Annotated in this window: 17 protein-coding genes; 12 read left to right on the top strand and 5 right to left on the bottom strand. The window is 71.0% G+C overall.

Features of this window, described 5'->3' with window-relative positions; translation table 11 throughout:
* Positions 1–8: 8 nt before the first annotated feature.
* Positions 9–791: an SDR family oxidoreductase gene (locus IEY55_RS17830; protein WP_189059289.1), complete on the bottom strand. Its 783-nt coding sequence runs from the start codon at positions 789–791 to the stop codon at positions 9–11.
* Positions 792–994: 203 nt separating this feature from the next.
* Here IEY55_RS17830 and IEY55_RS17825 point away from each other — a divergent pair, with 203 nt between their 5' ends.
* The 4 genes from IEY55_RS17825 to IEY55_RS17810 all read left to right on the top strand — a co-directional run bounded on the left by IEY55_RS17825 (position 995) and on the right by IEY55_RS17810 (position 6,449).
* On the top strand, positions 995–2,623 hold the full coding sequence (locus tag IEY55_RS17825; RefSeq protein ID WP_189059287.1) for an ABC-F family ATP-binding cassette domain-containing protein: 1,629 nt from the start codon (positions 995–997) through the stop codon (positions 2,621–2,623).
* A 229-nt stretch (positions 2,624–2,852) separates the two neighbouring features.
* A complete protein-coding gene (locus IEY55_RS17820) occupies positions 2,853–3,065 on the top strand; it encodes a helix-turn-helix domain-containing protein (RefSeq protein ID WP_189059286.1) in 213 nt (70 codons plus the stop codon).
* 36 nt (positions 3,066–3,101) lie between these two features.
* Positions 3,102–3,908 (top strand): enoyl-CoA hydratase/isomerase family protein, encoded by an 807-nt coding sequence (locus IEY55_RS17815; RefSeq protein ID WP_189059284.1) that lies wholly within the window; start codon positions 3,102–3,104, stop codon positions 3,906–3,908.
* A gap of 621 nt (positions 3,909–4,529) precedes the next feature.
* Positions 4,530–6,449 carry an ABC transporter ATP-binding protein gene (locus tag IEY55_RS17810; RefSeq protein ID WP_189059283.1) on the top strand — a complete coding sequence of 640 codons (1,920 nt, stop codon included), beginning with the start codon at positions 4,530–4,532 and terminating at the stop codon, positions 6,447–6,449.
* A 310-nt stretch (positions 6,450–6,759) separates the two neighbouring features.
* On the opposite strand, the gene IEY55_RS17805 is transcribed toward IEY55_RS17810, so the two are convergent.
* On the bottom strand, positions 6,760–7,941 hold the full coding sequence (locus IEY55_RS17805) for an MFS transporter (RefSeq protein WP_189059281.1): 1,182 nt from the start codon (positions 7,939–7,941) through the stop codon (positions 6,760–6,762).
* On the bottom strand, positions 7,938–8,852 hold the full coding sequence (locus tag IEY55_RS17800; RefSeq protein WP_373290027.1) for a PAC2 family protein: 915 nt from the start codon (positions 8,850–8,852) through the stop codon (positions 7,938–7,940). Before IEY55_RS17800 ends, IEY55_RS17805 begins: the two co-directional genes overlap by 4 nt.
* A 127-nt stretch (positions 8,853–8,979) precedes the next feature.
* On the opposite strand from IEY55_RS17800, the gene metH reads away from it, so the two are divergent.
* Complete coding sequence (metH, locus tag IEY55_RS17795) at positions 8,980–12,537, top strand: methionine synthase (RefSeq protein WP_189059279.1); 3,558 nt, start codon at positions 8,980–8,982, stop codon at positions 12,535–12,537.
* A 206-nt stretch (positions 12,538–12,743) separates the two neighbouring features.
* On the opposite strand, the gene IEY55_RS17790 is transcribed toward metH, so the two are convergent.
* The gene (locus IEY55_RS17790; protein WP_189059277.1) at positions 12,744–13,205 is read right to left on the bottom strand and encodes a hypothetical protein; all 462 of its coding nucleotides are present in this window, start codon (positions 13,203–13,205) and stop codon (positions 12,744–12,746) included.
* Between the two features lie 503 nt (positions 13,206–13,708).
* Here IEY55_RS17790 and IEY55_RS17785 point away from each other — a divergent pair.
* The 7 genes from IEY55_RS17785 to IEY55_RS17755 all read left to right on the top strand — a co-directional run bounded on the left by IEY55_RS17785 (position 13,709) and on the right by IEY55_RS17755 (position 20,075).
* A complete protein-coding gene (locus tag IEY55_RS17785; RefSeq protein ID WP_189059275.1) occupies positions 13,709–15,112 on the top strand; it encodes a serine hydrolase in 1,404 nt (467 codons plus the stop codon).
* 184 nt (positions 15,113–15,296) lie between these two features.
* Positions 15,297–15,521, top strand: a complete 225-nt coding sequence (locus IEY55_RS17780) for a hypothetical protein (RefSeq protein WP_229686490.1) — start codon at positions 15,297–15,299, stop codon at positions 15,519–15,521.
* Positions 15,522–15,565: 44 nt separating this feature from the next.
* On the top strand, positions 15,566–16,225 hold the full coding sequence (locus IEY55_RS17775; protein ID WP_229686512.1) for an HAD family hydrolase: 660 nt from the start codon (positions 15,566–15,568) through the stop codon (positions 16,223–16,225).
* A 235-nt stretch (positions 16,226–16,460) separates the two neighbouring features.
* On the top strand, positions 16,461–17,534 hold the full coding sequence (locus tag IEY55_RS17770) for a TerC/Alx family metal homeostasis membrane protein (protein ID WP_189059450.1): 1,074 nt from the start codon (positions 16,461–16,463) through the stop codon (positions 17,532–17,534).
* A gap of 152 nt (positions 17,535–17,686) precedes the next feature.
* On the top strand, positions 17,687–17,950 hold the full coding sequence (locus IEY55_RS17765) for a phosphoribosyl-ATP diphosphatase (protein WP_189059273.1): 264 nt from the start codon (positions 17,687–17,689) through the stop codon (positions 17,948–17,950).
* Positions 17,951–17,990: 40 nt separating this feature from the next.
* Positions 17,991–18,839, top strand: coding sequence for an ATP phosphoribosyltransferase (hisG, locus tag IEY55_RS17760; protein WP_189059271.1), 849 nt, complete (start codon positions 17,991–17,993; stop codon positions 18,837–18,839).
* 273 nt (positions 18,840–19,112) lie between these two features.
* Complete coding sequence (locus tag IEY55_RS17755) at positions 19,113–20,075, top strand: CPBP family intramembrane glutamic endopeptidase (protein WP_189059269.1); 963 nt, start codon at positions 19,113–19,115, stop codon at positions 20,073–20,075.
* 52 nt (positions 20,076–20,127) lie between these two features.
* Here the strand turns inward: IEY55_RS17755 and IEY55_RS17750 are convergent, their stop codons facing one another.
* Entirely contained in the window at positions 20,128–21,072 is a 945-nt protein-coding gene (locus tag IEY55_RS17750) for a RecB family exonuclease (RefSeq protein ID WP_189059267.1), read from the bottom strand.
* Between the last annotated feature and the right edge of the window lie 27 nt (positions 21,073–21,099).

The following is a 21,099-nucleotide window of genomic DNA, read 5'->3' as shown; positions in this document are numbered from 1 at the left end:
CTCCCGGGTCAGCCCAGGGAACCGGTGGCCAGCAGGCCCCCGTCCACCCGTACCGTCTCCCCGGTGATCCAGGACGCGGCGTCGGAGACGAGGAAGGCCACCAGGTGCGCGACGTCCTCGGGCGTACCGAGCCGCTTCATCGGGTAGGCCGCGCTGGCGTCCTCCTCGCGCGCGGCGTAGAGCATCTCGGCGAACCTGGTCTTCACGGTCGCCGGCGCCACCGCGTTGACCCGCACCCCCGGGCCGAGCTGCCACGCCAGCTCCTCGGTGAGCCGGATCAACGCCGCCTTGCTCGCGCCGTAGGCGCCCAGCACGCCGGAGGAACGTAGCCCCGCCACCGAGGACACGTTCACCACCGCACCGCCGTGCTCGGCCAGCCACGCCTTCCAGGCCAGCTGCACGAACCCGAGCGCGGCCACCACGTTGACGTCGAAGATCTTGCTGACCGCCCCCAGGTCGGCGTCCATGAGGGGCCCGAACACCGGGTTGATACCGGTGTTGTTCACCAGCACGTCCAGCCGACCGAAGCGGGCCATCACCTGCTCCACGGCGTGCTCGCGCTCCTCCGGCCGGCCCGCGTTGCTGGGCACGGCCAGCACCCTCTCCGCACCGTCGGGCACGGTGTCGGCCAGTTGCTCGGCCGCGGCCGCCAGCTGCTCAGCCTTGCGTGCGGTGACGGTCACGCTCGCACCCCGGGAGAGCAGCTCGGCGGCGATCGCGTGGCCGATACCCCGGCTAGCCCCGGTGACCAGGACGGACTTGCCGGCGAAGTCCTGTGTGGGCGAAGTCATGTCCGGACTGTAGACGGGGTTACTGGTGGGTAGCCAGGGTTGGTGCGACCCGCCCGGGCGGAAAACCGCTCGCCGACCTCCCCTAGACTGGCCGCGTGGTGGTTCACACGGCTGATTAGCCCTGCTGGGCCCGCCGGCATTCTTGGCCGGTGGGCAGACGGCCGGTATTCGAAAGAACCCCACGATCGGCGCGGAGTCCTCCTTTGATCACTGTCACCGACCTCGAACTGCGGGCCGGCTCGCGAATCCTGCTGTCCGACGCCACCCTCCGCATCCAGCCGGGCGACCGGATCGGCCTGGTGGGCCGCAACGGCGCCGGCAAGACGACCACCCTGCGCGTGCTGGCCGGCGAGGGCCAGCCCTACGCCGGCGCGGTGCAACGCACCGGAGAGCTGGGCTACCTGCCGCAGGACCCGCGCGAGGGCGACCTGGACGTCACCGCCAAGGACCGGGTGCTCTCCGCGCGCGGGCTCGACCAGCTGCTGCGCGACATGGAGAAGGCGCAGTCGGCCATGGCCGAGCTGATCGACGACGCCGAGCGCGCGGTCGCCGTCCGCCGCTACGGCCAGCTGGAGGAGCGCTTCGCCGCGCTGGGCGGCTACGCCGCCGAGAGCGAGGCGGCCCGGATCTGCGCCAATCTCGGCCTGGAGGACCGCGTCCTGGAACAGGACCTGCGCACCCTCTCCGGCGGCCAGCGGCGGCGGGTCGAGCTCGCCCGCATCCTGTTCGCCGCGGCCGAGGCCGGTGCGGGCGGCAGGTCCAACACCACACTGCTGCTCGACGAGCCCACCAACCACCTCGACGCCGACTCCATCGCCTGGCTGCGCGGCTTCCTCAGGGCACACACCGGCGGCCTGGTGGTCATCAGCCACGACGTGGAGCTGCTCGCCGCGGTCGTCAACAAGGTGTGGTTCCTGGACGCCACCCGCGGCGAGGCCGACATCTACAACATGAGCTGGGACCGCTACCTCCAGGCGCGCGCCGCCGACGAGAAGCGACGCCGGCGGGAACGCGCCAACGCCGAGAAGAAGGCGTCGGCGTTGCGGGCCCAGGCGGAGAAGATGCGTGCCAAGGCCACCAAGGCGGTGGCCGCGCAGAACATGCTCAAGCGCGCCGACAGGATGTTGGCCGACCTGGAGGAAGAGCGGGTGGCTGACCGGGTCGCCCGGATCCGCTTCCCCCAGCCGGCAGCGTGCGGCCGCACCCCGCTCACCGCCGGGGGACTGGCCAAGTCCTACGGCTCGCTGGAGGTCTTCGCCGGGGTCGACCTGGCGATCGACCGCGGCTCGCGGGTCGTCGTGCTGGGGCTCAACGGTGCCGGCAAGACCACGCTGCTGCGACTGTTGGGCGGTATGGAGCAACCCGACTCCGGCCGCGTGGTGCCCGGGTACGGGCTGCGGATCGGCTACTACGCGCAGGAGCACGAGACGCTGGACCACGAGGCCAGCGTCTGGCAGAACATCCGGCACGCCGCGCCGGACGCGCCCGAGCAACAGCTGCGCAACCTGCTGGGCACGTTCCTGTTCCGCGGCGAGCAACTCGACCAGCCGGCGGGGACCCTTTCCGGTGGCGAGAAAACCCGGCTCGCGCTGGCCGGTCTCGTCTCCAGCGCGGCGAACGTGCTGCTGCTCGACGAGCCGACCAACAACCTGGACCCGGCCAGCCGGGAACAGGTGCTGGACGCCCTGCGCCGGTACGAGGGAGCTGTCGTGTTGGTCACCCACGACCCCGGCGCGGTGGAGGCACTGCAGCCGGAACGGGTGATTCTGCTGCCGGACGGCACCGAGGATCACTGGTCGGCGGAGTACCTCGAGTTGGTCCAGCTGGCCTGAGCAGGGCGGGGCCGGTCGAGCGGCGGATGTTGCGCCGATCGGCACCGGCGGATCCGGCGTCCGGCCCTGGTGGCCGCGGTCACACGAGCTGTCGATCTGCGCCCGGTAACCGGGCGACCACGCACCGATGATTTTCCATGATCACCTGGCGTTTGCGGCTTAGGTGTTCGATCATTGCGGCGACAGGGGCCTCGAGTGTGGCCCGACCTGCTCGGAAGGAAGGCGGGACATGGTAGCTGACCTGAAGAAGGGCGCCCGCATTACCGGCGCCGCGCGGGAGAAGCTGGCCGCTGACCTGAAGAAGAAGTACGAGAAGGGTGCGAGCATCCGTACGCTGGCCGAGAACACCGGCCGGTCCTACGGGTTCGTGCACCGTGTGCTCACCGAGTCCGGTGTTCAGCTACGGGGCCGCGGTGGCGCCACCCGTACCAAGAAGAAGTGACAAACTGACGAAAACAAGATCGAATCGGAGACCGGCTTGCCGGGTTCGACAATCGACACTGATCTGCTGACCCGTGGGGGCGTCCGGCTGGACGTCGAGGGGGCACGGGCAACTATCACGTTGGACCGTCCGGAAGTGCTCAACGCGCAGACCCCGCGCACATGGGAGGCGTTGCGGGCGATCGGGGAGGCACTGGACGCGAAGGTCCGCGTCGTCGTGGTGCGCGGCGCGGGCCGGTCGTTCTCGGCAGGGCTGGACCGCGGGCTGTTCAGTGTGGACGGGGTGGGGGGAACCCCCGGCCTGTTCCAGCTGGCGAAAGCGCCGGCCGACCAGATCGAGGCGACCGTCGCGCAGTTCCAGCGCGGGTTCGCGTGGCTGCACGACCCGGCACGGCTGACCGTGGCGGCCGTGCAGGGACACGCGATCGGCGCCGGGTTCCAGCTCGCGTTGGCGTGCGATCTGCGGGTGCTGGCCGAGGATGCCCAGCTGTGCATGGCCGAGACCGGGCTGGGCATCGTGCCCGACCTGGGTGGGACCCTGCCGCTGGTGCGATGTGTCGGCTACGCCCGTGCGGCCGAGATCTGCGTCAGCGGTCGTCGGGTCGACGCGCAGGAGGCGGTGCGGATCGGCCTGGCCAATACCGTCGTTCCGCTGTCCGAACTGGACAGCGCGGTCGACGAAATCGTCGCCACCGCGTTGCGACCCCTGGAAGGGGCGGTGCGGGAGACGCTCGCGTTGCTCGCGCACGCCGCCGACGGGGCCGACCTCCAGGCGCAGATGGCTGCCGAGCGGGCCGCGCAGGCCCGTCGGTTGCAGGAGCTGACCGCGGGTCTGGGCGACTGAGCACCAGACCGCTCGTTCGGCGTTCCGCCGGCGCCGAACGAGGGTTCGTGCCGCGCCGACAGCGGCGGCGACATCGCCGCGCTGCTGGCTGCCCTCCGGTGTCCGGCGCGAACACGGCCCGGACAAGGGGAACAAACGCGGCACGGACCGGACAACACGGGACGGCAAGGGGAAACCCGACGGGGTAGCCGGATGGCGAGCGAGCCGAACCGGTTCCCCGCATGACCGGCACCTAACCATGGTCGACCTCACGGTGGCCTGTCGCGTGGCATCAACGATCACCCGGACGTTGCGTGGTAGCCGGACCCGCGGCAGGAGATCTGCCCGCGCTGTGGCGCGCTCTGCTCGCTCGAGGGGGACCTGCCTGGTGCTCGGCGCTCCTGGCCGTCCGGCGGGAACACGCACCCGAGCATCCACCCCGCGTAGCTGATCATCGTCTTCCGAGATCGAAAAACCGGTGGTCGAGTGCGTGCGCCTCCCGCAAAATCCTCCCGGCGACACGCCCGCTGCCTGGGGAGATGACCCGATCGCCGACAGCGGATCGGGAAGCTTTCTGCCCGCCTCGGCGTTGCCTCACCCCGGACGCGGGTGTGTGCGGGGCGGGGCACGAGGAGGACTGGCGTGGAATCGACCTGGATGTTGATGATGAGCGCCGCGCGGCGCGGGGAGGCGACCGGCAAGATTCGCTCGGGAACCGTGCGGCGGGTGCTCGCGTTCGCCCGCCCGCACCGGGCGAAGCTGGCGGTGTTCCTCGTGCTCACCGTGATCGCGGCGATCCTCGGTGTCGCCACGCCGGTGCTCGCCGGCCACGTGGTGGACGCGATCGTGGGCGGCCGCGACGCCGGCCTGGTGGTGGGGATGGCCCTGCTGATCGCGGCGATCGCGGTCGCCGACGCCGGTGTGGGTCTCACCGAGCGGTGGTACTCGGCGCGGATCGGCGAGGGGCTCATCCACGACCTGCGGCGCGCCGTGTTCGAGCACGTGCAGCGCATGCCGGTCGCCTTCTTCACCCGTACCCGCACCGGAGCCCTGGTCAGCCGGCTCAACAACGACGTCATCGGGGCGCAGCGGGCATTCACCTCGTCGTTGTCCGGCGTGGTCACCAACGTGATCCAGCTGGCGCTCGCGTTGGGGGTCATGATCACGCTCTCCTGGCAGGTGACCCTGCTCGCGCTGGTGCTGCTGCCGGTCTTCGTGCTACCCGCCCGACGGGTCGGTCGCCGCATCGCCAACCTGCAGCGGGAGGCGGCCACCCTCAACTCCGCGATGAACACGCAGATGGCCGAGCGGTTCTCGGCGCCGGGCGCGACCCTGGTGAAGCTGTTCGGCCGGCCGGTGCAGGAGGCCGCCGAGTTCGGGGTCCGGGCGGCCCGGGTGCGCGACATCGGGGTGCGCAACGCCATGGCCACCCGGGTGTTCATGACATCGCTGACCCTGGTGTCGGCGCTGGCGCTCGCCCTGGTCTACGGGCTGGGCGGCTGGCTGGCCCTGCACGGCGAACTGGCCGCGGGCACCGTCGTGACGTTGGCCCTGCTGCTCACCCGGCTCTACACCCCGCTGACCGCGCTGGCCAACGCCCGCGTGGACGTGATGACGGCGCTCGTCTCCTTCGAGCGGGTCTTCGAGGTGCTCGACCTGCCACCGATGATCATTGAGCGGCCGGACCCCGAGCGGCTGCCCGCCGGGCCGGTCTCGGTCGAGTTCGACGACGTGCGCTTCGCCTACCCGGCGGCCGACCGCGTCTCGCTGGCCTCGCTGGAGGAGGTCGCGGTGCTGGACGCCCGGGGCGGCGAGCAGGTGCTGCACGGGGTGAGCTTCCGCGCCGAGCCCGGACAGGTCGTGGCGCTGGTCGGCCCCTCGGGCGCGGGCAAGTCGACCATCGCCTCGCTGGTGCCGCGGCTCTACGACGTCGACTCGGGCGCGGTGCGGCTGTCCGGCGTCGACGTGCGTGATCTCGGCTCCGCCGACCTGCGTGCGGCCGTCGGGGTGGTGACCCAGGACGGGCACCTGTTCCACGACACCATCGCGGCCAACCTCCGCTATGCGGCGCCGGACGCCGACGACGCCGAGCTGTGGGACGCGCTGCGCCGGGCCCGGCTCGACGACCTGGTCCGCTCGCTGCCCGACGGGCCGGAGACGGTCGTGGGGGAGCGCGGGTACCGGCTGTCCGGCGGGGAGCGGCAGCGCCTGACGATCGCGCGGCTGCTGCTGGCCCAGCCGCGGGTGGTGATCCTCGACGAGGCCACCGCGCACCTGGACTCCGAGTCCGAGCTCGCCGTGCAGGCCGCGCTCACCGAGGCGTTGGCCGGGCGGACGGCGCTGGTGATCGCGCACCGGTTGTCCACCATCCGCACCGCCGACCAGATCCTCGTCGTGGAGGACGGGCGCGTGGTGGAGCGGGGCCGGCACATCGAGCTGCTCGCGGCCGGGGGCCGGTACGCGGAGCTGTACCACACGCAGTTCGCCGCCGAGGAGGAGCGGCGGGAGCCGGACCCGGTGATCGAGGTTCTGGACTCCGCGGCCGACGTGGTCGCCCGCTGAGTCGGGTGCGTCCTGCCTGCTCGGAGCACTGCGATTCGAGTTGAGGTGGAGATCGCGACGTTGATCTCACTCTCGAGTTGAGGTCGAGACCCTTGAGTCTCGACCTCAACTCGAGACCTGGGAGGTTCTGGCAGGTCACCGGCCCAATGGCGAATCCCTGCGGGGCAGCGCACCCGCCTCGATGGTCGCCCACCTCCCGGCCGATCGCATGCGGATTACGCCCATCGTTGGATCTTTGCCCGACCACCTGCCCGGTCGCTTGACGGCCGGCGCCGACGCGCCCACCCATCGTGAAGGGTGTCCTGGGCCGTCAGGACGTCCTCGACCGCTCAGCGGGCTGCCGGACGGCCATCGCGGCGGGGCGGGGGAGCAACAGCGGGGCGACGACCGCCAGCACGGCAGCCGGCAGCAGGAAGGCCGCCGTGGGATGCGGGAGGTAGACCGGCACGAACACGGCCGGCGAAGCCGCACCTCCGAGGAACCGCAACGCCTGTACAACCGACACCGCGCCGCCTCGGTTTCCCGCCGACCCGGCCAACACCAGGGCGTTGAGACCCACCAGGATCAGTTGTGTCGCCGCGCCGGTACCGGCCCAGGCCAGCCCGACCACCGGCAGCCAGGGCGCGGAACCGACCACCACCAGCAACATGACCCCCGACGCCGCGCCGGCCAACACGCACCGGCGCGCCCCGAACCGGTCGATGGCCCGCCCGACCAGGCGGGCGGTCAGCAGCCCGACCACCCCGTAGCCGGTGAGCAGCAGGCCCCGCCCGGCCGCACCCAGCGCGAACTCGTCGTCCAACCGCATCGCGACCAGGAACGACAGCCCGCCCAGACAGCCCCAGCCGACCAGCGCCACCACGCCCGCCCGCAGTACCGCCGGCCGCCACGCCGAGCACAGGCTGGCGGTGGCCCCCGCGGCCCGCTCCCCGGTGCCCGGCGGCAGTCCCAGCACGGCCAGCGCCGCGGCGATCCCGGCCACCCCGACGAACGCCCACCGCCAGGAGACCTCGGCGGCCAGGCCACCCAGTAGCGGCGCCGAGGTCTGGCCGGCCGCCTGCAGCGAGGCGAACCAGCCCAGCGCGCGCCCGAGCCGCTCCGTCGGCGTCACCGCCGCCAACGCGGCCAGGAGCAGCGGCGTGGTGAACGCGTTGGCCACGCCCTGCACGGCGCGGCCGACCAGGAAAACGTCGAACGTCGTGGCCAGCGCGCACACCGCCGACACCACGACGTAGGTGACATAGGCCACCCGTACCGCCCGCCGCGGCCCCCACCGCTCGCCGAGCGTGCCGGAGAAGAGCATCACCACGCCGAACGGCACGAGGTAGGCGGTTAACGACAGCGCCGCCGTCCCCGGCGACACACCGAAGTCGCCGCCCAGCTCGGGCAGCATCGACGCGACGACACCACCGCCGAAGGGGCCCAGGAAGCCACCCGCGTACAGCCCGAGAACGGGCAGTCGCCGCGCCCAGGGACCGGCGCCCGGCCTCATCGTGGACCGGGGCCGGGACCGCCTCCACCGCGTCGGCCGCGCCGGCGCAGGTACCGCTCGAACTCGGCGGCGATGTCCTCACCGCTGGCCTCGGTCAGCCGGATCTCGGCGTCCCCGCGCTCCTCCAGGGCCCGGATGTAGTTGCGGACGTCCTCGTCCTCCTCGGCCATCTCGCTGACGGTCTTCTCCCAGTCCTCGGCCTGCTCGGGCAGCGCGCCCAGCGGCACCTCCAGGTCGAGCACCTCCTCCACCCGGTGCAGCAGGGCCAGCGTGGCCTTGGGCGAGGGCGGGTTGGACACGTAGTGCGGTACGGCCGCCCAGAACGAGATCGCCGGCACACCCGCCTGTACACAGGCGTCCTGGAACACGCCCACGATCCCGGTGGGCCCCTCGTACTGCGAGCGTTGCAGCCCGAACCGGGCGGCCGAGGCGGCGTCGTAGGCGGTGCCGGTCACCGGGACGGGCCTGGTGTGCGGGGTGTCCACGAGCATCGCGCCCAGGGTCACCACGGTGGTCACGCCCAGCCGCTCCACGTGCTCCAGCAGCTCGGCGCAGAACTTGCGCCACCGCATGTTCGGCTCGATGCCGTGCAGCAGGACGACGTCGAACGCGGACCCCGGCGGGCGGCACACCGCCAGCCTGGTGGTCGGCCACTCCACGCGGCGGGTGATGCCGTCCACCATCCGCACCGACGGCCTGGTGACCTGGAAGTCGTAGTAGTCGTCCGGGTCGATCTCGGCCAGCGGCGTCGCGTCCCAGGTGAGCTGCAGGTGCTCGATCGCGGTGCTCGCGGCGTCACCGGCGTCGTTCCAACCCTCGAACGCCGCCACCAGAACCGGGTCGGTGAGGGTCGGCAGGTCAGCCGTACGCTCGGCAGGTCCGGGTCCATGGCGCTGGTCGGGATCGGTCACTGCGCAAGCCTACGACCCGAGCGGTCGCCTCGGCTGCCACCGGCCCGATGCTCCGGCCGTCCCAGCCCGTGGTACGCGGCTGTCCGGCCGGGCCGCGGACCCCCGGTCACGCCCTACCCTGGACCGCATGGCCGAGTGTTGGTCGTCACCGCTGCTGGATGCCCTGGCCGAGCGCGTTGTGGTCGCCGACGGCGCGATGGGCACGATGCTGCAGTCGCAGCCGTTGACCCTGGACGACTTCGCGGGGCTGGAGGGCTGCAACGAGATCCTCAACGTCACCCGGCCGGATGTCGTGCGGGCGGTGCACCGCGGCTACCTGGCGGTCGGGGCGGACGCCGTGGAGACCAACACCTTCGGCGCCAACCTGGCCAACCTGGCCGAGTACGACATCGCCGACCGGATCCGCGAGCTGGCCGAGGCCGGGGCGCGCCTGGCGCGGGAAACCGCCGACGAGTTCGCCGAGCCGGGCCGGCCGCGGTTCGTGCTCGGCTCGGTGGGACCGGGCACCAAGCTGCCGACGCTGGGGCACGTGGCCTTCGTCGCCCTGCGCGACGCCTACGAAGAGCAGGTGCGCGGCCTGCTGGTCGGTGGTGTCGACGCGGTGCTGGTGGAAACCTGCCAGGACATCCTGCAGGCCAAGGCCGCGGTGATCGCCGCCCAGCGGGCCATGGCGGCCGAGGGCGTGCGGGTGCCGATCATCGCCCAGGTGACGGTGGAGACCACCGGAACCATGCTGCTGGGCACCGAGATCGGGGCGGCACTGACCGCGCTGGAGCCGCTGGGTGTGGACCTGATCGGGCTGAACTGCGCCACCGGGCCGGCGGAGATGAGCGAGCATCTGCGGCAGCTCGCCAAGCACGCGCGCATCCCGCTGTCGGTGATGCCGAACGCGGGCCTGCCGGAACTGGGGCCGGAGGGGGCGGTCTATCCGCTGCGTCCGGAGGCACTGGCCGAGGCACTGGCCGCCTTCGTGACCGAGTTCGGCGCCCGGCTGGTGGGCGGCTGCTGCGGCACCACCGCCGAACACGTGCGGCAACTGGGGGAGGCGGTGCGCGAGCTGGCCCCGCCGCCGCGCCGGCCCCGCCCCGAACCGGGCGTGTCGTCGCTGTACCAGGCGGTGCCGTTCCGGCAGGACTCCAGCGTGCTGATGATCGGTGAGCGCACCAACGCCAACGGCTCCAGGGCGTTCCGGGAGGCCATGCTGGCCGGCCGGTACGAGGACTGCGTGGAGATCGCCCGCCAGCAGACCCGCGACGGCGCGCACATGATCGACCTGTGCGTGGACTACGTCGGGCGCGACGGCGTGGCCGACATGGGCGAGCTGGCCGGGCGGTTGGCCACCGCCTCCACGTTGCCGATCATGCTCGACTCCACCGAACCCGACGTGCTGCGCGCCGGCCTGGAGCGGCTGGGCGGGCGGTGCGCGGTCAACTCGGTGAACTACGAGGACGGCGACGGCCCCGGCTCCCGGTTCCAGCGGACGATGGAGGTGGTCGCCGAGCACGGCGCCGCAGTGGTGGCATTGTGCATCGACGAGGAGGGGCAGGCCCGCACCCGCGACTGGAAGGTGCGGGTGGCCAGCCGGCTGGTGGAGACCATCACCGGCAAGTGGGGCATGCGCACCGAGGACATCATCGTCGACGCGCTGACCTTTCCCATCTCCACCGGGCAGGAGGAGGTGCGCCGCGACGCCGTCGAGACCATCGAGGCGATCCGCGAGATCAAGCACCGGTACCCGGAGGTCCGCACCACGCTCGGCGTGTCGAACGTCTCCTTCGGGCTGAACGCCGCCGCCCGGCAGGTGCTCAACTCGGTGTTCCTGCACGAGTGCGAGCAAGCGGGCCTGGACACCGCGATCGTGCACGCCAGCAAGATCCTGCCGATGTCGCGCATCCCCGACGAGCAGCGCCGGGTCGCCCTGGACCTGGTCTACGACCGGCGTCGCGACGGCTACGACCCGCTCCAGCGGTTCATGGCGTTGTTCGAGGGGGTGACCGCCGCCTCCTCGCGGGCGAGCCGGGCCGAGGAGCTGGCCGCGCTGCCGCTGTTCGAACGGCTGGAGCGGCGCATCGTCGACGGGGAACGCAACGGCCTGGAGGACGACCTGCAGGCCGCGCTCCGCGAACGCCCGGCCCTGGAGATCATCAACGACACCCTGCTGTCGGGCATGAAGACGGTGGGTGAGCTGTTCGGCTCCGGGCAGATGCAGCTCCCGTTCGTGCTGCAGTCCGCGGAGGTGATGAAGGCCGCCGTGGCCCACCTCGAGCCGCACATGGAGAAGGCGGACTCCCGCGGCAAGGGCCGGATCGTGCTGGCCACGGTCAAGGGCGACGTGCACGACATCGGCAAGAACCTGGTCGACATCATCCTGTCCAACAACGGCTACGAGGTGGTCAACCTCGGCATCAAGCAGCCGATCTCGGCGATCCTGCAGGCGGCCGGCGAGCACGACGCGGACGCGATCGGCATGTCCGGCCTGCTGGTCAAGTCGACGGTGATCATGAAGGAGAACCTCGAGGAGATGAACTCCCGAGGGGTGGCCCAGCGCTGGCCGGTGCTGCTCGGCGGTGCCGCGCTGACCCGCTCCTACGTGGAGAACGACCTGTCGGAGCTCTACCGCGGGGACGTGCGGTACGCCCGCGACGCCTTCGAGGGCCTGCGGCTGATGGACGCGATCATGACCCGCAAGCAGGGCGGGTCGGTCGAGGCCGATGACCGCGAGCTGGCCAAGCGAGCCGAGCGCAAGGCCCGGCGCGAGCGGTCGCTGCGCATCGCCGAGGCGCGGCGGCAGGCCGCCACCGCCGAACCCGAGGACCTCCCGGCTCGCTCGAACGTCGCGGTCGACGTGCCCATCCCGCAACCGCCGTTCTGGGGCACCCGCGTGCACAAGGGAATTCCCGTGGCCGACTACGCGGCCCTGCTGGACGAGCGCGCCACCTTCATGGGGCAGTGGGGGCTGCGGGGCGCCCGCGGTGGCAACGGACCCAGCTACGAGGAACTGGTCGAGAGCGAGGGCCGGCCGCGGCTGCGGTACTGGCTGGAGCGGTTGGCCACCGAGGGCGTGCTCGCCCACGCCGCGGTGGTCTACGGCTATTTCCCCTGTGTGGCCGAGGGCGAGTCGCTGGTGGTACTGGATGCTCCGCGGCCGGACGCGGGGGAACGTTGCCGGTTCACCTTCCCACGACAGCGCCGGGATCGCCGGCTGTGCCTGGCTGATTTCTTCCGGCCACGCGATCTCGCGCTGGAAGGCGGCGAGGTCGACGTCGTCTCCTTCCACCTCGTCACGATGGGACAACCCATCGCCGACTACGCCAACGAGCTGTTCGCCAAGGACGCCTACCGGGACTATTTGGAGGTACACGGGCTCGGTGTGCAGCTCACCGAAGCGTTGGCCGAGTACTGGCACAAGCGCGTACGCGAGGAGCTGCACTGGTCCTCCGGCGAGAGCGTGGCGGCCGAGGATCCCGCGGAGGTCGAGGAGTTCTTCAAACTCGGCTACCGCGGTGCCCGCTACTCGCTGGGATATGGCGCCTGCCCGGACCTGGAGGACCGGCGCAAGATCGTGGAGCTGCTGGAGCCGGAGCGCATCGGTGTGGCGTTGTCGGACGAGTTCCAGCTGCACCCCGAGCAGTCCACGGACGCGCTGATCGCCCACCACCCCGAGGCCAAGTACTTCAACACGTAGTTTGTCGGCCACGGGTCGGGGCTGCTCGCTTGCAGGCGAAGTCGGAGTTGTCCCGAGGCGTCCTGGTTCTCACCTAGCCAGGCAGTGATACCCGCCCACGAGCGGGCCGCGTCGGACAACCGGAAGTCCCCGCCGCGGCGGGGACTTCCGGTTGTCCCGTGCTCGTCATCTGACCAGCAGCGGCCTGATCCTCCGCATACGCGCGATCACTTCGCCTGGCTGGCGGAGGCGATCACGCGGGCCTGCTCGGGCCGGTCCGGATTGCCGTACCGCACCTCGACTCGCGGATGTGACCGGAGGAACTCGGTGTCGATGATCTGCACCTGGTAGGGGCCGCTGACCGTGCGCTGCACGATGTCGGTCACCAGGAACCAGCCGAACTCGCCGCTGTCCGGCGCGTAGAGGAAGAATTCCCCGCCCTGGTAAGGCTTTGCAGCCAGGTCGTCGGTCAGCACCAGTGACCAGTAGTCCACGCAGTGTCCGGCCGGACACATGAAGTGGTACTTGGCCGTCAGCCCGTCCAGCTTCAGGTTCTCGAACGGATTCTTGGGCGCATGAACCACGTTCGTCAGGTATGACGCCTCGGCCGCTGGCGTGGCGTGCGGTAATGCTGCGGCGTGCGCGCCCTGGGCGAACGTCAGACCCAGGCCCGCTGCCGACAACGTCACTGCCAGGACTCGAAACATCTTGTGCGGCGGCACTTTTCGCTCTCACCTCTCAGCTAGCTCGGTCAAAGGACCTTGCGGAGCATGATCATATCGACACGCACGGTGAGTGACACCCTTCGAGTCCCTTTCCTGGTAAATTGCGCGATATACGAACGGAAACACGCCAAAACGTCGATCCGATGCTGGACCATGTGGCGCAGACGGTGACCTGGGATACGGCTGTACCGGACCGAGCCCGAATCCGGAGTGCACGTAACCTCGACGGCGCCGCACTGGTGCCGAGGCGGGGGTCGGTGCTTGCGACCACAGGCATGCGGGGCCTGCGACAGCAGCGTGCGGAGGCCGGGAGCCGGAAGCTCCACCTGATGGAAAAATCAGACAGCTTCACGTCGAGCGTCGGACTGGACCGGACCACATCGTGTACATCCTGCTGGTGGAGGTCACAGCGGCAGACTAAAGTCTTCTGCTCCCATGTTCTGCGGGAGCCACCTAGGGTGAACCGCATGCTCAGACGCGCGTTCGTCGTGCTCGCGACCAGCCTGATCGCGGCCGGCGGGATGACGCCGGCGGCGACCGGCAGTGGCCAGGCAGACAACAGTGGGCGACTCGCCCAGGAGTTGCGGAGCGCGATCGTCGCGCAGAACTTCAAGGACGTGATCGACCTGACTCCCCCGGAGCCGGGTGGTCGGGTCTCCCGGGCGGGTGCGCCGGAAAAATACGACTACACCGCGGAGGAGCTGGCACGGAGGGTGACACCCGCCGCCGACCCGAAGCCATTACACCAAACACCGAACATGGACGCGGCGGTGATCGAGCTCGACGACGTCGGGCGTCCGGTCTCGATGGCGAACGTGTTGCTCAGCCCGCAGTATCCGAACGGCGTCGTGGTGCCGTTGAACAAGAAGAGCCTGTCCACCGACGAGGTCCGTTACCGGTGGTGGGACGACACCGAATGGGACCTCAACGGCGGCAAGGGAACCAGGGACGTCCTCCCGGGCAGGGAGAACGCGCCGATCGACTTCTCCTCACCGTACCCAGCCTCGGTGCTCAAGCTGATGGTCGGTTTCGGTGTGCTCCGGCTCGCTGACCAGGGACGGGTGGACCTCGACGCGGACTACGTCTACGACCCCGACCCGGTCCGGTCGTCCTGCGGCGGCAAGTCGGTCAAGAAGATCCGCCAGCATTTCGACGAGATGATCACCAAGTCGCAGAACGAGTCAGCCTGCGCGCTGATCAAGATGATCCACGACCTCAAGGCGTGGGACGAGATCAACAAGACCTTCGCCGACCTCGGCATGCCCACGCTCATGGTCACCGGCACCAACCCTGGCAACGGCGGACGCTGGATCGGCTCGAACATGAGCGGCGTCGACACCGCGAAGTTGCTGTTGCTGATCAACGGCGGCCCCGGCACGTTGTGGACTACCGAGAACGGCAAGCCGGTCACCAGGGACGTGCTGAGCGCCTCGTCCCGACGGTTCCTCCTGAAGACCCTGGGCGACCAGGGCCACAACGAGATGCTCTCGACCACCAACTGGTGTGGTCGTGACTACCCTGCCCCGGGCATCCCGCAGGTGACGCCGCAGCGTTGGATCAAGCCCGATGGCACGGTAACCGTCGGCGATGCTGTCTACGACCGCGACGTCCGGCCGTGCAACGCCGCCGCTGAGGTGACGTTCGCCCACAAGACCGGCTGGGTCGACACGACCGGCAGCGACGCGGGCATCGTGAAGTCCTTGCGCGGCAAGGACAAGCGTAACTACATCGTCGTGGTGTTCTGCAACCTGGGCACCGACTACGTGGACCCCCAACGTCCCGCTGACCCACCCGGTGTCTTCCCGGTGCTCTACACCGAGAAGTACGCCAAGCTCGGCAAGGCGATCGACCGGATCGTCGCCGGATTGTGAATCCGTGGTGGGGCTTGCCTCCGCAGGCCCGGCCTTGGGCTCCGGACCGTACCGCAGGGCCAGGTCCTCGTGTTGGCGGACCGATACGTGGTGTTGTAGGAGACCGTGCGACACCACCGTGGTGCGGCCATCGGGCAACGTCATTTCCGACTCGGGCGCGACCGTCCCGGGCTGGTGGTACAGGGTGGCCTCGGAGATCACCTCGGCACTGATCTACGGGGGCGTAAACGTGAAGCACGTGCAGCTCGCCATGGGGCACGTGATACCGACCGTGACCTTGAACACCTACCTCGAGTACTGGCCGGATGCCGTGGTGCCAACCCGTAGCCTCGTCGACGACGCGCTTTTGTACCGAATCTGTACCGGATGGGTCCCGGGCCGGGGCCAAGCAGGAGGCACCGCGGAATGACGCCCAGGTCAGCTGCCGTGAGCGAGACCGTTGAGCCGCTTCGGATGCCGGCCGCCGTGTTGTTCGACATGGACGGCACGCTGCTGGACAGCGAGAAGCTGTGGGACGTGCCGCTCTACGAGCTCGCCGAGCGGCTCGGCGGCCGGCTCGACCCGGTGACCCGCGAGGCGATGGTGGGCTCGAACATGACCGCCACCCTGCGCATGCTCTTCGCCGAGCTCGGGCTCGACCCCACCCCGGACGCCCTCACCGAGGCGGGCACGTGGCTGCGCGAGCGCACCAAGGAGGTCTTCCGGGCCGGTGTCCCCTGGCGGCCCGGTGCCCTGGAGACGCTGACCGCCCTGCGCGCGACCGGGGTGCCGATGGCCCTGGTGACCTCCACCGAGCGGGAGCTCACCGAGATCTGCCTGGACACCCTCGGCCGGGAGTTCTTCCAGGTCACGGTGTGCGGCGACGAGGTGGACGGGCGGAACAAACCGCAGCCCGAGCCCTACCTCAGGGCCGCCCGCCTGCTCGGCGTCGACCCGGCCGCCTGCGTCGCCGTGGAGGACTCCCCGACCGGGGTCGCCGCCGCCGTCGCGGCCGGCTGCACGGTCCTCGTCGTCCCCTGCGAGGTGCCCGTCGAGGCCGGTGAGCGCCGCGTCCCACGTGACTCCCTGGTGGGGGTCGACCTGGCCGAGCTGGCCGCCCTGCTGCCCGACTGAGACGCTCGGACTGGCTACCTGACCAGGCAAAATGCGCCAGGGTGCGGGGTGCGGGATGGCGGGTCCGGCGACGGTTCACCTACCCTCGGCACGCGAGGGGAGTACTTCCCAACGGACCGGTCCGGTCAGTACGGGCGCGCCGCGCGCCCCCGGACGGTCGCCCGGCAACGGGTGAAGGAGACCTCGGACGAGCGAAAGCGACCGAGGAGGACCCGTGGCCGTGACCGCCACCCTGATGCCCGAGGCGGCCCGCTACGAAACCGTCGGGACCCCGCTGCTGTGGGCGGCCAGCCTGGTTGTCCTGGTGGTTTTGCTGGCGCTGGATTTCCTCATCACCCGCCGGCCGCACGAGGTCCGGATGCGGGAGGCGTTGCTCTGGTCGGCGTTCTACGTCGCGCTTCCACTGGTCTTCTGGCTCTACCTGTGGTGGGACTTCGGCACCACGCAGGCCGTGGAGTTCCTCACCGGTTACGTGGTCGAGAAGTCGCTGTCGGTGGACAACCTCTTCGTCTTCATGCTCCTGCTGTCCGCCTTCGCGGTGCCGCCGCGGCTCCAGCAGCGCGTGTTGCTGTACGGCATCATCGGCGCGCTCGTGCTCCGCGGCATCTTCATCGCCCTGGGCGCCGCCATGCTCTACGCCTTCGACTGGACCTTCCTCGTCTTCGGCGCGATCCTGGTGGCCACCGCGGTCAAGATCTTCCGCGACGCGCTGTCCGGCGAGGTACGCGAGGTGGACGTCTCGCGGATGCGCTCGGTCCGGCTGCTCCGTCGGCTGATGCCGGTCACCGACGACTACCGGGGCCCGGAGATGACGGTGCGGGAGGGCGGTCGCCGCGCCCTGACCCCGCTGGCCCTGGTCGTGGTGGCGGTCTTCGTCACCGACGTGGTTTTCGCGGTCGACTCCGTGCCCGCCGTGTTCGGTATCACCGAGGACCCGTTCCTCGTCTTCACCACCAACGCCTTCGCCCTGCTCGGACTGCGCGCGTTGTACTTCGTCCTGCAGGGCGCGGTGAGCAAGCTGGCCCACCTCGACTACGGGCTCGCCCTCATCCTGGCCTTCATCGGCGTCAAGCTCGCGCTGCACTGGGCACACGACATCTGGCCCGTGGTCCCGGACGTGCCGACCTGGCTGTCCATGGTCGTGATCGTCCTCATCCTCGGCATCGTCACCATGACCAGTCTGTGGGCCAACCGCCTCCGCACGGCCGAGCAGGTACTGCCGGCCACGGCCGAGGCGGCCGCCGGCGATCCGCCGGGTGCGCAACACCCTCGCTCCCGCCGCCGCGGCCCCCGGTCGACCGGGCGGTGAGGGCCGGGGCCGGCCCGCACCGGCTGGTCGGTGGGATCCGGCCCGACGTCGTTGCCTCCGTCCGGGTGGCGTCCGGTAGCACCCGTCCCGCCTGGCGGGAGGCCCGGGGGCCACTGGGGTCCACCGCAAACGGGATGGAAGGATCGTGCCCTGTGAAGACGTTCGACGAGCTGTTCGCCGAGCTCACCGAGCGGGCCGAGACGCGTCCGGCCGGGTCGGGCACCGTTGCCGCGCTGGACGCGGGCGTGCACGCCCAGGGCAAGAAGGTGCTCGAGGAGGCCGGCGAGGTGTGGCTGGCCGCCGAGCACGAGTCGGACGAGGCGCTGGCCGAGGAGATCTCCCAGCTCCTCTACCGCGTGCAGGTCCTGATGCTCGGCCGCGGCCTCACCCTCGACGACGTCTACCGCTACCTGTGAGCCCGCCGCTCACCTGACCGACAACCGGGAGCGAACTGCCATGTTGCGTGTCGCCGTGCCCAACAAGGGGACGTTGGCCGGACCGGCGTCGGAGATGCTGGTCGAGGCGGGGTACCGGCAGCGCCATGAGCAGCGCGACCTCACCGTCCTCGACCCGGTCAACGAGGTCGAGTTCTTCTTCCTGCGCCCCAAGGACATCGCCATCTACGTCGGCTCCGGCGAGCTGGACCTGGGCATCACCGGCCGTGACCTGTACCTGGAGTCCGGCGCCTCGGTGGCCGAGCGGCTCCCGCTCGGCTTCGGCGGGTCCACCTTCCGCTACGCCGCCCCGGCCGGCCACGACTGGAAGGTGACCGACCTCGACGGCGCCCGGGTGGCCACCGCCTACCCCCGGCTGGTGCGCACCGACCTGGCCCGGCACGGGGTGGACGCCGAGGTGATCCGGCTGGACGGGGCGGTGGAGATCTCGGTGCAGCTCGGCGTGGCCGACGCCATCGCCGACGTGGTCGGCTCCGGCCGCACCCTGCGCCAGCACAACCTGGTGGCGTTCGGCGAGCCGATCTGCCGCTCCGAGGCGGTGCTCATCGAGCAGGACGCCGCCGCGCCGGACACCCCGGAGAAGGCGCAGCTCGCCGCGCGGCTGCAGGGCGTCGTCTTCGCCCAGCAGTACCTGATGCTGGACTACGACTGCCCGCGCCGGCTGTTGGAGGCCGCGATCGAGCTCACGCCGGGCCTGGAGTCGCCGACCGTGGCGCCGCTGGCCGACCCGGACTGGGTCGCGGTGCGCTCGATGGTGCTGCGGCGGGAGGCCAACGCCGTGATGGACAAGCTCGCCGCGCTCGGCGCGAAGGCGGTGCTGGCCTCCGACATCCGCTCCTGCCGGCTGTAGCCGGCTGTGTGGTGGGTCACCCCCGGCGTGGGGTGGCCCACCGTCGGGGTAACCCGGGAGGGCGTGGCCAGCGGCATGCCGCGGCCGGCGGAAAGGCACAGCTGTAGCGACGACGCTGCGCAATGTCTAACGGCCGGGGCTCCCACACGAGGGGTAACGAGTCAGCCATCGAATGGGTGAAGCATTCCGGCCGCGCGTCCCCGAAACGCCTCGCAGACTGTCGATATGTCCGAGTGGAGCGAGCGGCCTCGCCCGCCGTGGGGTGCTGGACCCGTGGCGGCAGAGACCGGCACCGCCGAGCCGCGGGCGTGGCCAGCTCCCGCGGGAGCCCGCTACGACCAGCTGGCCCGGGTGCCCGCGCATCGCTGGTGGCGGCCGCTGCTCGGCACGGTGGTCGTGGCGCTCGGCTGGCTGCTCGGCATGATCGTCGTTCTGCTGGCGGCGACGGTGCTCGCCGTCAGTGTCGGAGTGCCGGCCACCCCGGAAGGGGAGCGGTGGTTCGCCGACCCGCTGTGGGAGGTCGCGACCAACCTGCTGTCCATCGCCGCCGTGATCCCGGTGGTGTTCCTCGCCGCCCGGCTCGTGCAGCGTCGCCGGCCCGGCACGGTGTCCTCGGTGGTCGGGCACCTGCGGTGGCGGTGGCTGCTGCGCTGCCTACTCGTCGCCATCCCGATGATGGTGGTGTCGCTGGTGCTGCTCGCCGTGCTGGCGACGGTGCTGGACGGCGAGGCCGCCCCGGCCGAGCCGACCGGCGGCTGGGTGGGCTGGCCCCGGTTCGGGCTCAGCGCGGCCGTGCTGGTGGTCACCGTCCCGCTGCAGGCCGCGGCCGAGGAGTACCTGGCCCGCGGATGGTTCATCCAGGCGTTCGGCGCGTGGTTCCGCACCCCGTGGCCGGGCATCGTCGCCGGCGGCCTGGTCTTCGTCGTGCTGCACTCGATCAGCCAGGTCTGGGGCGCCGCCGACCTGATGCTCTACGCGGTCGTGCTGGGCTGGCTCACCGTCCGGACCGGCGGCCTGGAGGCGGGCATCGCCCTGCACGCCGTCGGCAACCTCATGGTCTTCCTCATCACCGCCGCGGCCGGCCTGCTCGGTATCGACGGCTCCGCCGGCGACGCCCCGTGGTACCTGTTCCTGGCCAACCTCGTGATCCTGCCGCTCTACGCCTGGATCATCGCCGGCATGCACCGCCGCACCCGGCAGGAGCGCGTCGTTCCCGCCCGCCCGGCCGCCGCGTGAGCCGGCAACCGGCCGCGCGCCCGGCCCGCTCGGCCCGGGCACGGCCTGCGGCTCAGTCGGCGCGGTCCAGCACCGTTTCCGTCCCGGCGTTGCCCGGGTCCGGCCAGCCCGGGTACTCCGGCGGCGTCCCGCCGAAGGCCGGGCAGAACGCCTTGTGGTCGCACCAGTCGCACAGCCGGCTCGGGTTGGGGCGGAAGTCTCCGGTGCGCCCGGCCCGCAGGATGGCTCCCCAGATCGCCTCCAGCGTCCGCTCGAAGCGCCGCAGTTCGCCCTCCTCCGGCCGGTACGCCAGCGCCTGCCCGTCCGCCAGGTACATCAGCAGCAGCTGGCGTGGCACCACGCCGCGGGTCCGCCACAGCACCAGGGCGTAGAACTTCATCTGGAACAACGCCTTGGCCTCGCCGATCTCGCGCGGCGCCGCGCCGGTCTTGTAGTCCACGACGCGGATCTCCCCGGTGGGTGCCACGTCCAACCGGTCGACGTACCCGCGCAGCAGCACCCCCGAGTCGAGCTCGGTCTCCACCAGCAGCTCGCACGCCTCCGGCTCCAGCCGGCGCGGGTCCTCCAGCCCGAAGTAGGCGTCCAGCAACCCTCGCGCCGAGCCCAGCCACTCGGCCACCTCGGCCTCGACGTCCTCGGCGCGGGCGAACAGTTCGGCCAGCTCGGGGCGGGTCTCGCGCACCTCTCGCCAGGCCGGCTCGAGCAACGCGTGGGCGCGGTCGGGCACCCGCTCGGCAGCCGGCAGACCGAACAGCCGCTCCAGCACCGCGTGCACCACCGTGCCGCGCACCTGCGCCTTGGTTGGCTTCTCGGGAAGCCGGTCCACCACCCGGAACCGGTAGAGCAGCGGGCACTGCTTGAAGTCGCTGGCCCGGGAAGGGGAGAGGGCCGGACGGCGGGGCGGGGCCGAAGCGTCCGGGGGGCTCGAGACGGGGGTGCCGACCGACTCCACTCCCGCGGTTCCCACCGACACGACCTCCCGAGCCAACTCCGACATGGGCCGCACCCTAGGGGAGCACGCGGA

It is taken from the genome of Longimycelium tulufanense (genome assembly GCF_014645795.1).
Classification (GTDB): domain Bacteria; phylum Actinomycetota; class Actinomycetes; order Mycobacteriales; family Pseudonocardiaceae; genus Longimycelium; species Longimycelium tulufanense.
This window is presented reverse-complemented; position numbering and strand designations above follow the sequence as displayed.

Coding starts and splice junctions, on each gene's coding strand:
- IEY55_RS17830 (WP_189059289.1), bottom strand. CDS start 791: ATGACTTCGCCCACACAGGACTTCGCCGGCAAGTCCGTCCTGGTCACC.
- IEY55_RS17820 (WP_189059286.1), top strand. CDS start 2,853: ATGGTAGCTGACCTGAAGAAGGGCGCCCGCATTACCGGCGCCGCGCGG.
- IEY55_RS17805 (WP_189059281.1), bottom strand. CDS start 7,941: ATGAGGCCGGGCGCCGGTCCCTGGGCGCGGCGACTGCCCGTTCTCGGG.
- metH (WP_189059279.1), top strand. CDS start 8,980: ATGGCCGAGTGTTGGTCGTCACCGCTGCTGGATGCCCTGGCCGAGCGC.
- IEY55_RS17785 (WP_189059275.1), top strand. CDS start 13,709: ATGCTCAGACGCGCGTTCGTCGTGCTCGCGACCAGCCTGATCGCGGCC.
- IEY55_RS17775 (WP_229686512.1), top strand. CDS start 15,566: ATGCCGGCCGCCGTGTTGTTCGACATGGACGGCACGCTGCTGGACAGC.
- IEY55_RS17770 (WP_189059450.1), top strand. CDS start 16,461: ATGCCCGAGGCGGCCCGCTACGAAACCGTCGGGACCCCGCTGCTGTGG.
- hisG (WP_189059271.1), top strand. CDS start 17,991: ATGTTGCGTGTCGCCGTGCCCAACAAGGGGACGTTGGCCGGACCGGCG.
- IEY55_RS17750 (WP_189059267.1), bottom strand. CDS start 21,072: ATGTCGGAGTTGGCTCGGGAGGTCGTGTCGGTGGGAACCGCGGGAGTG.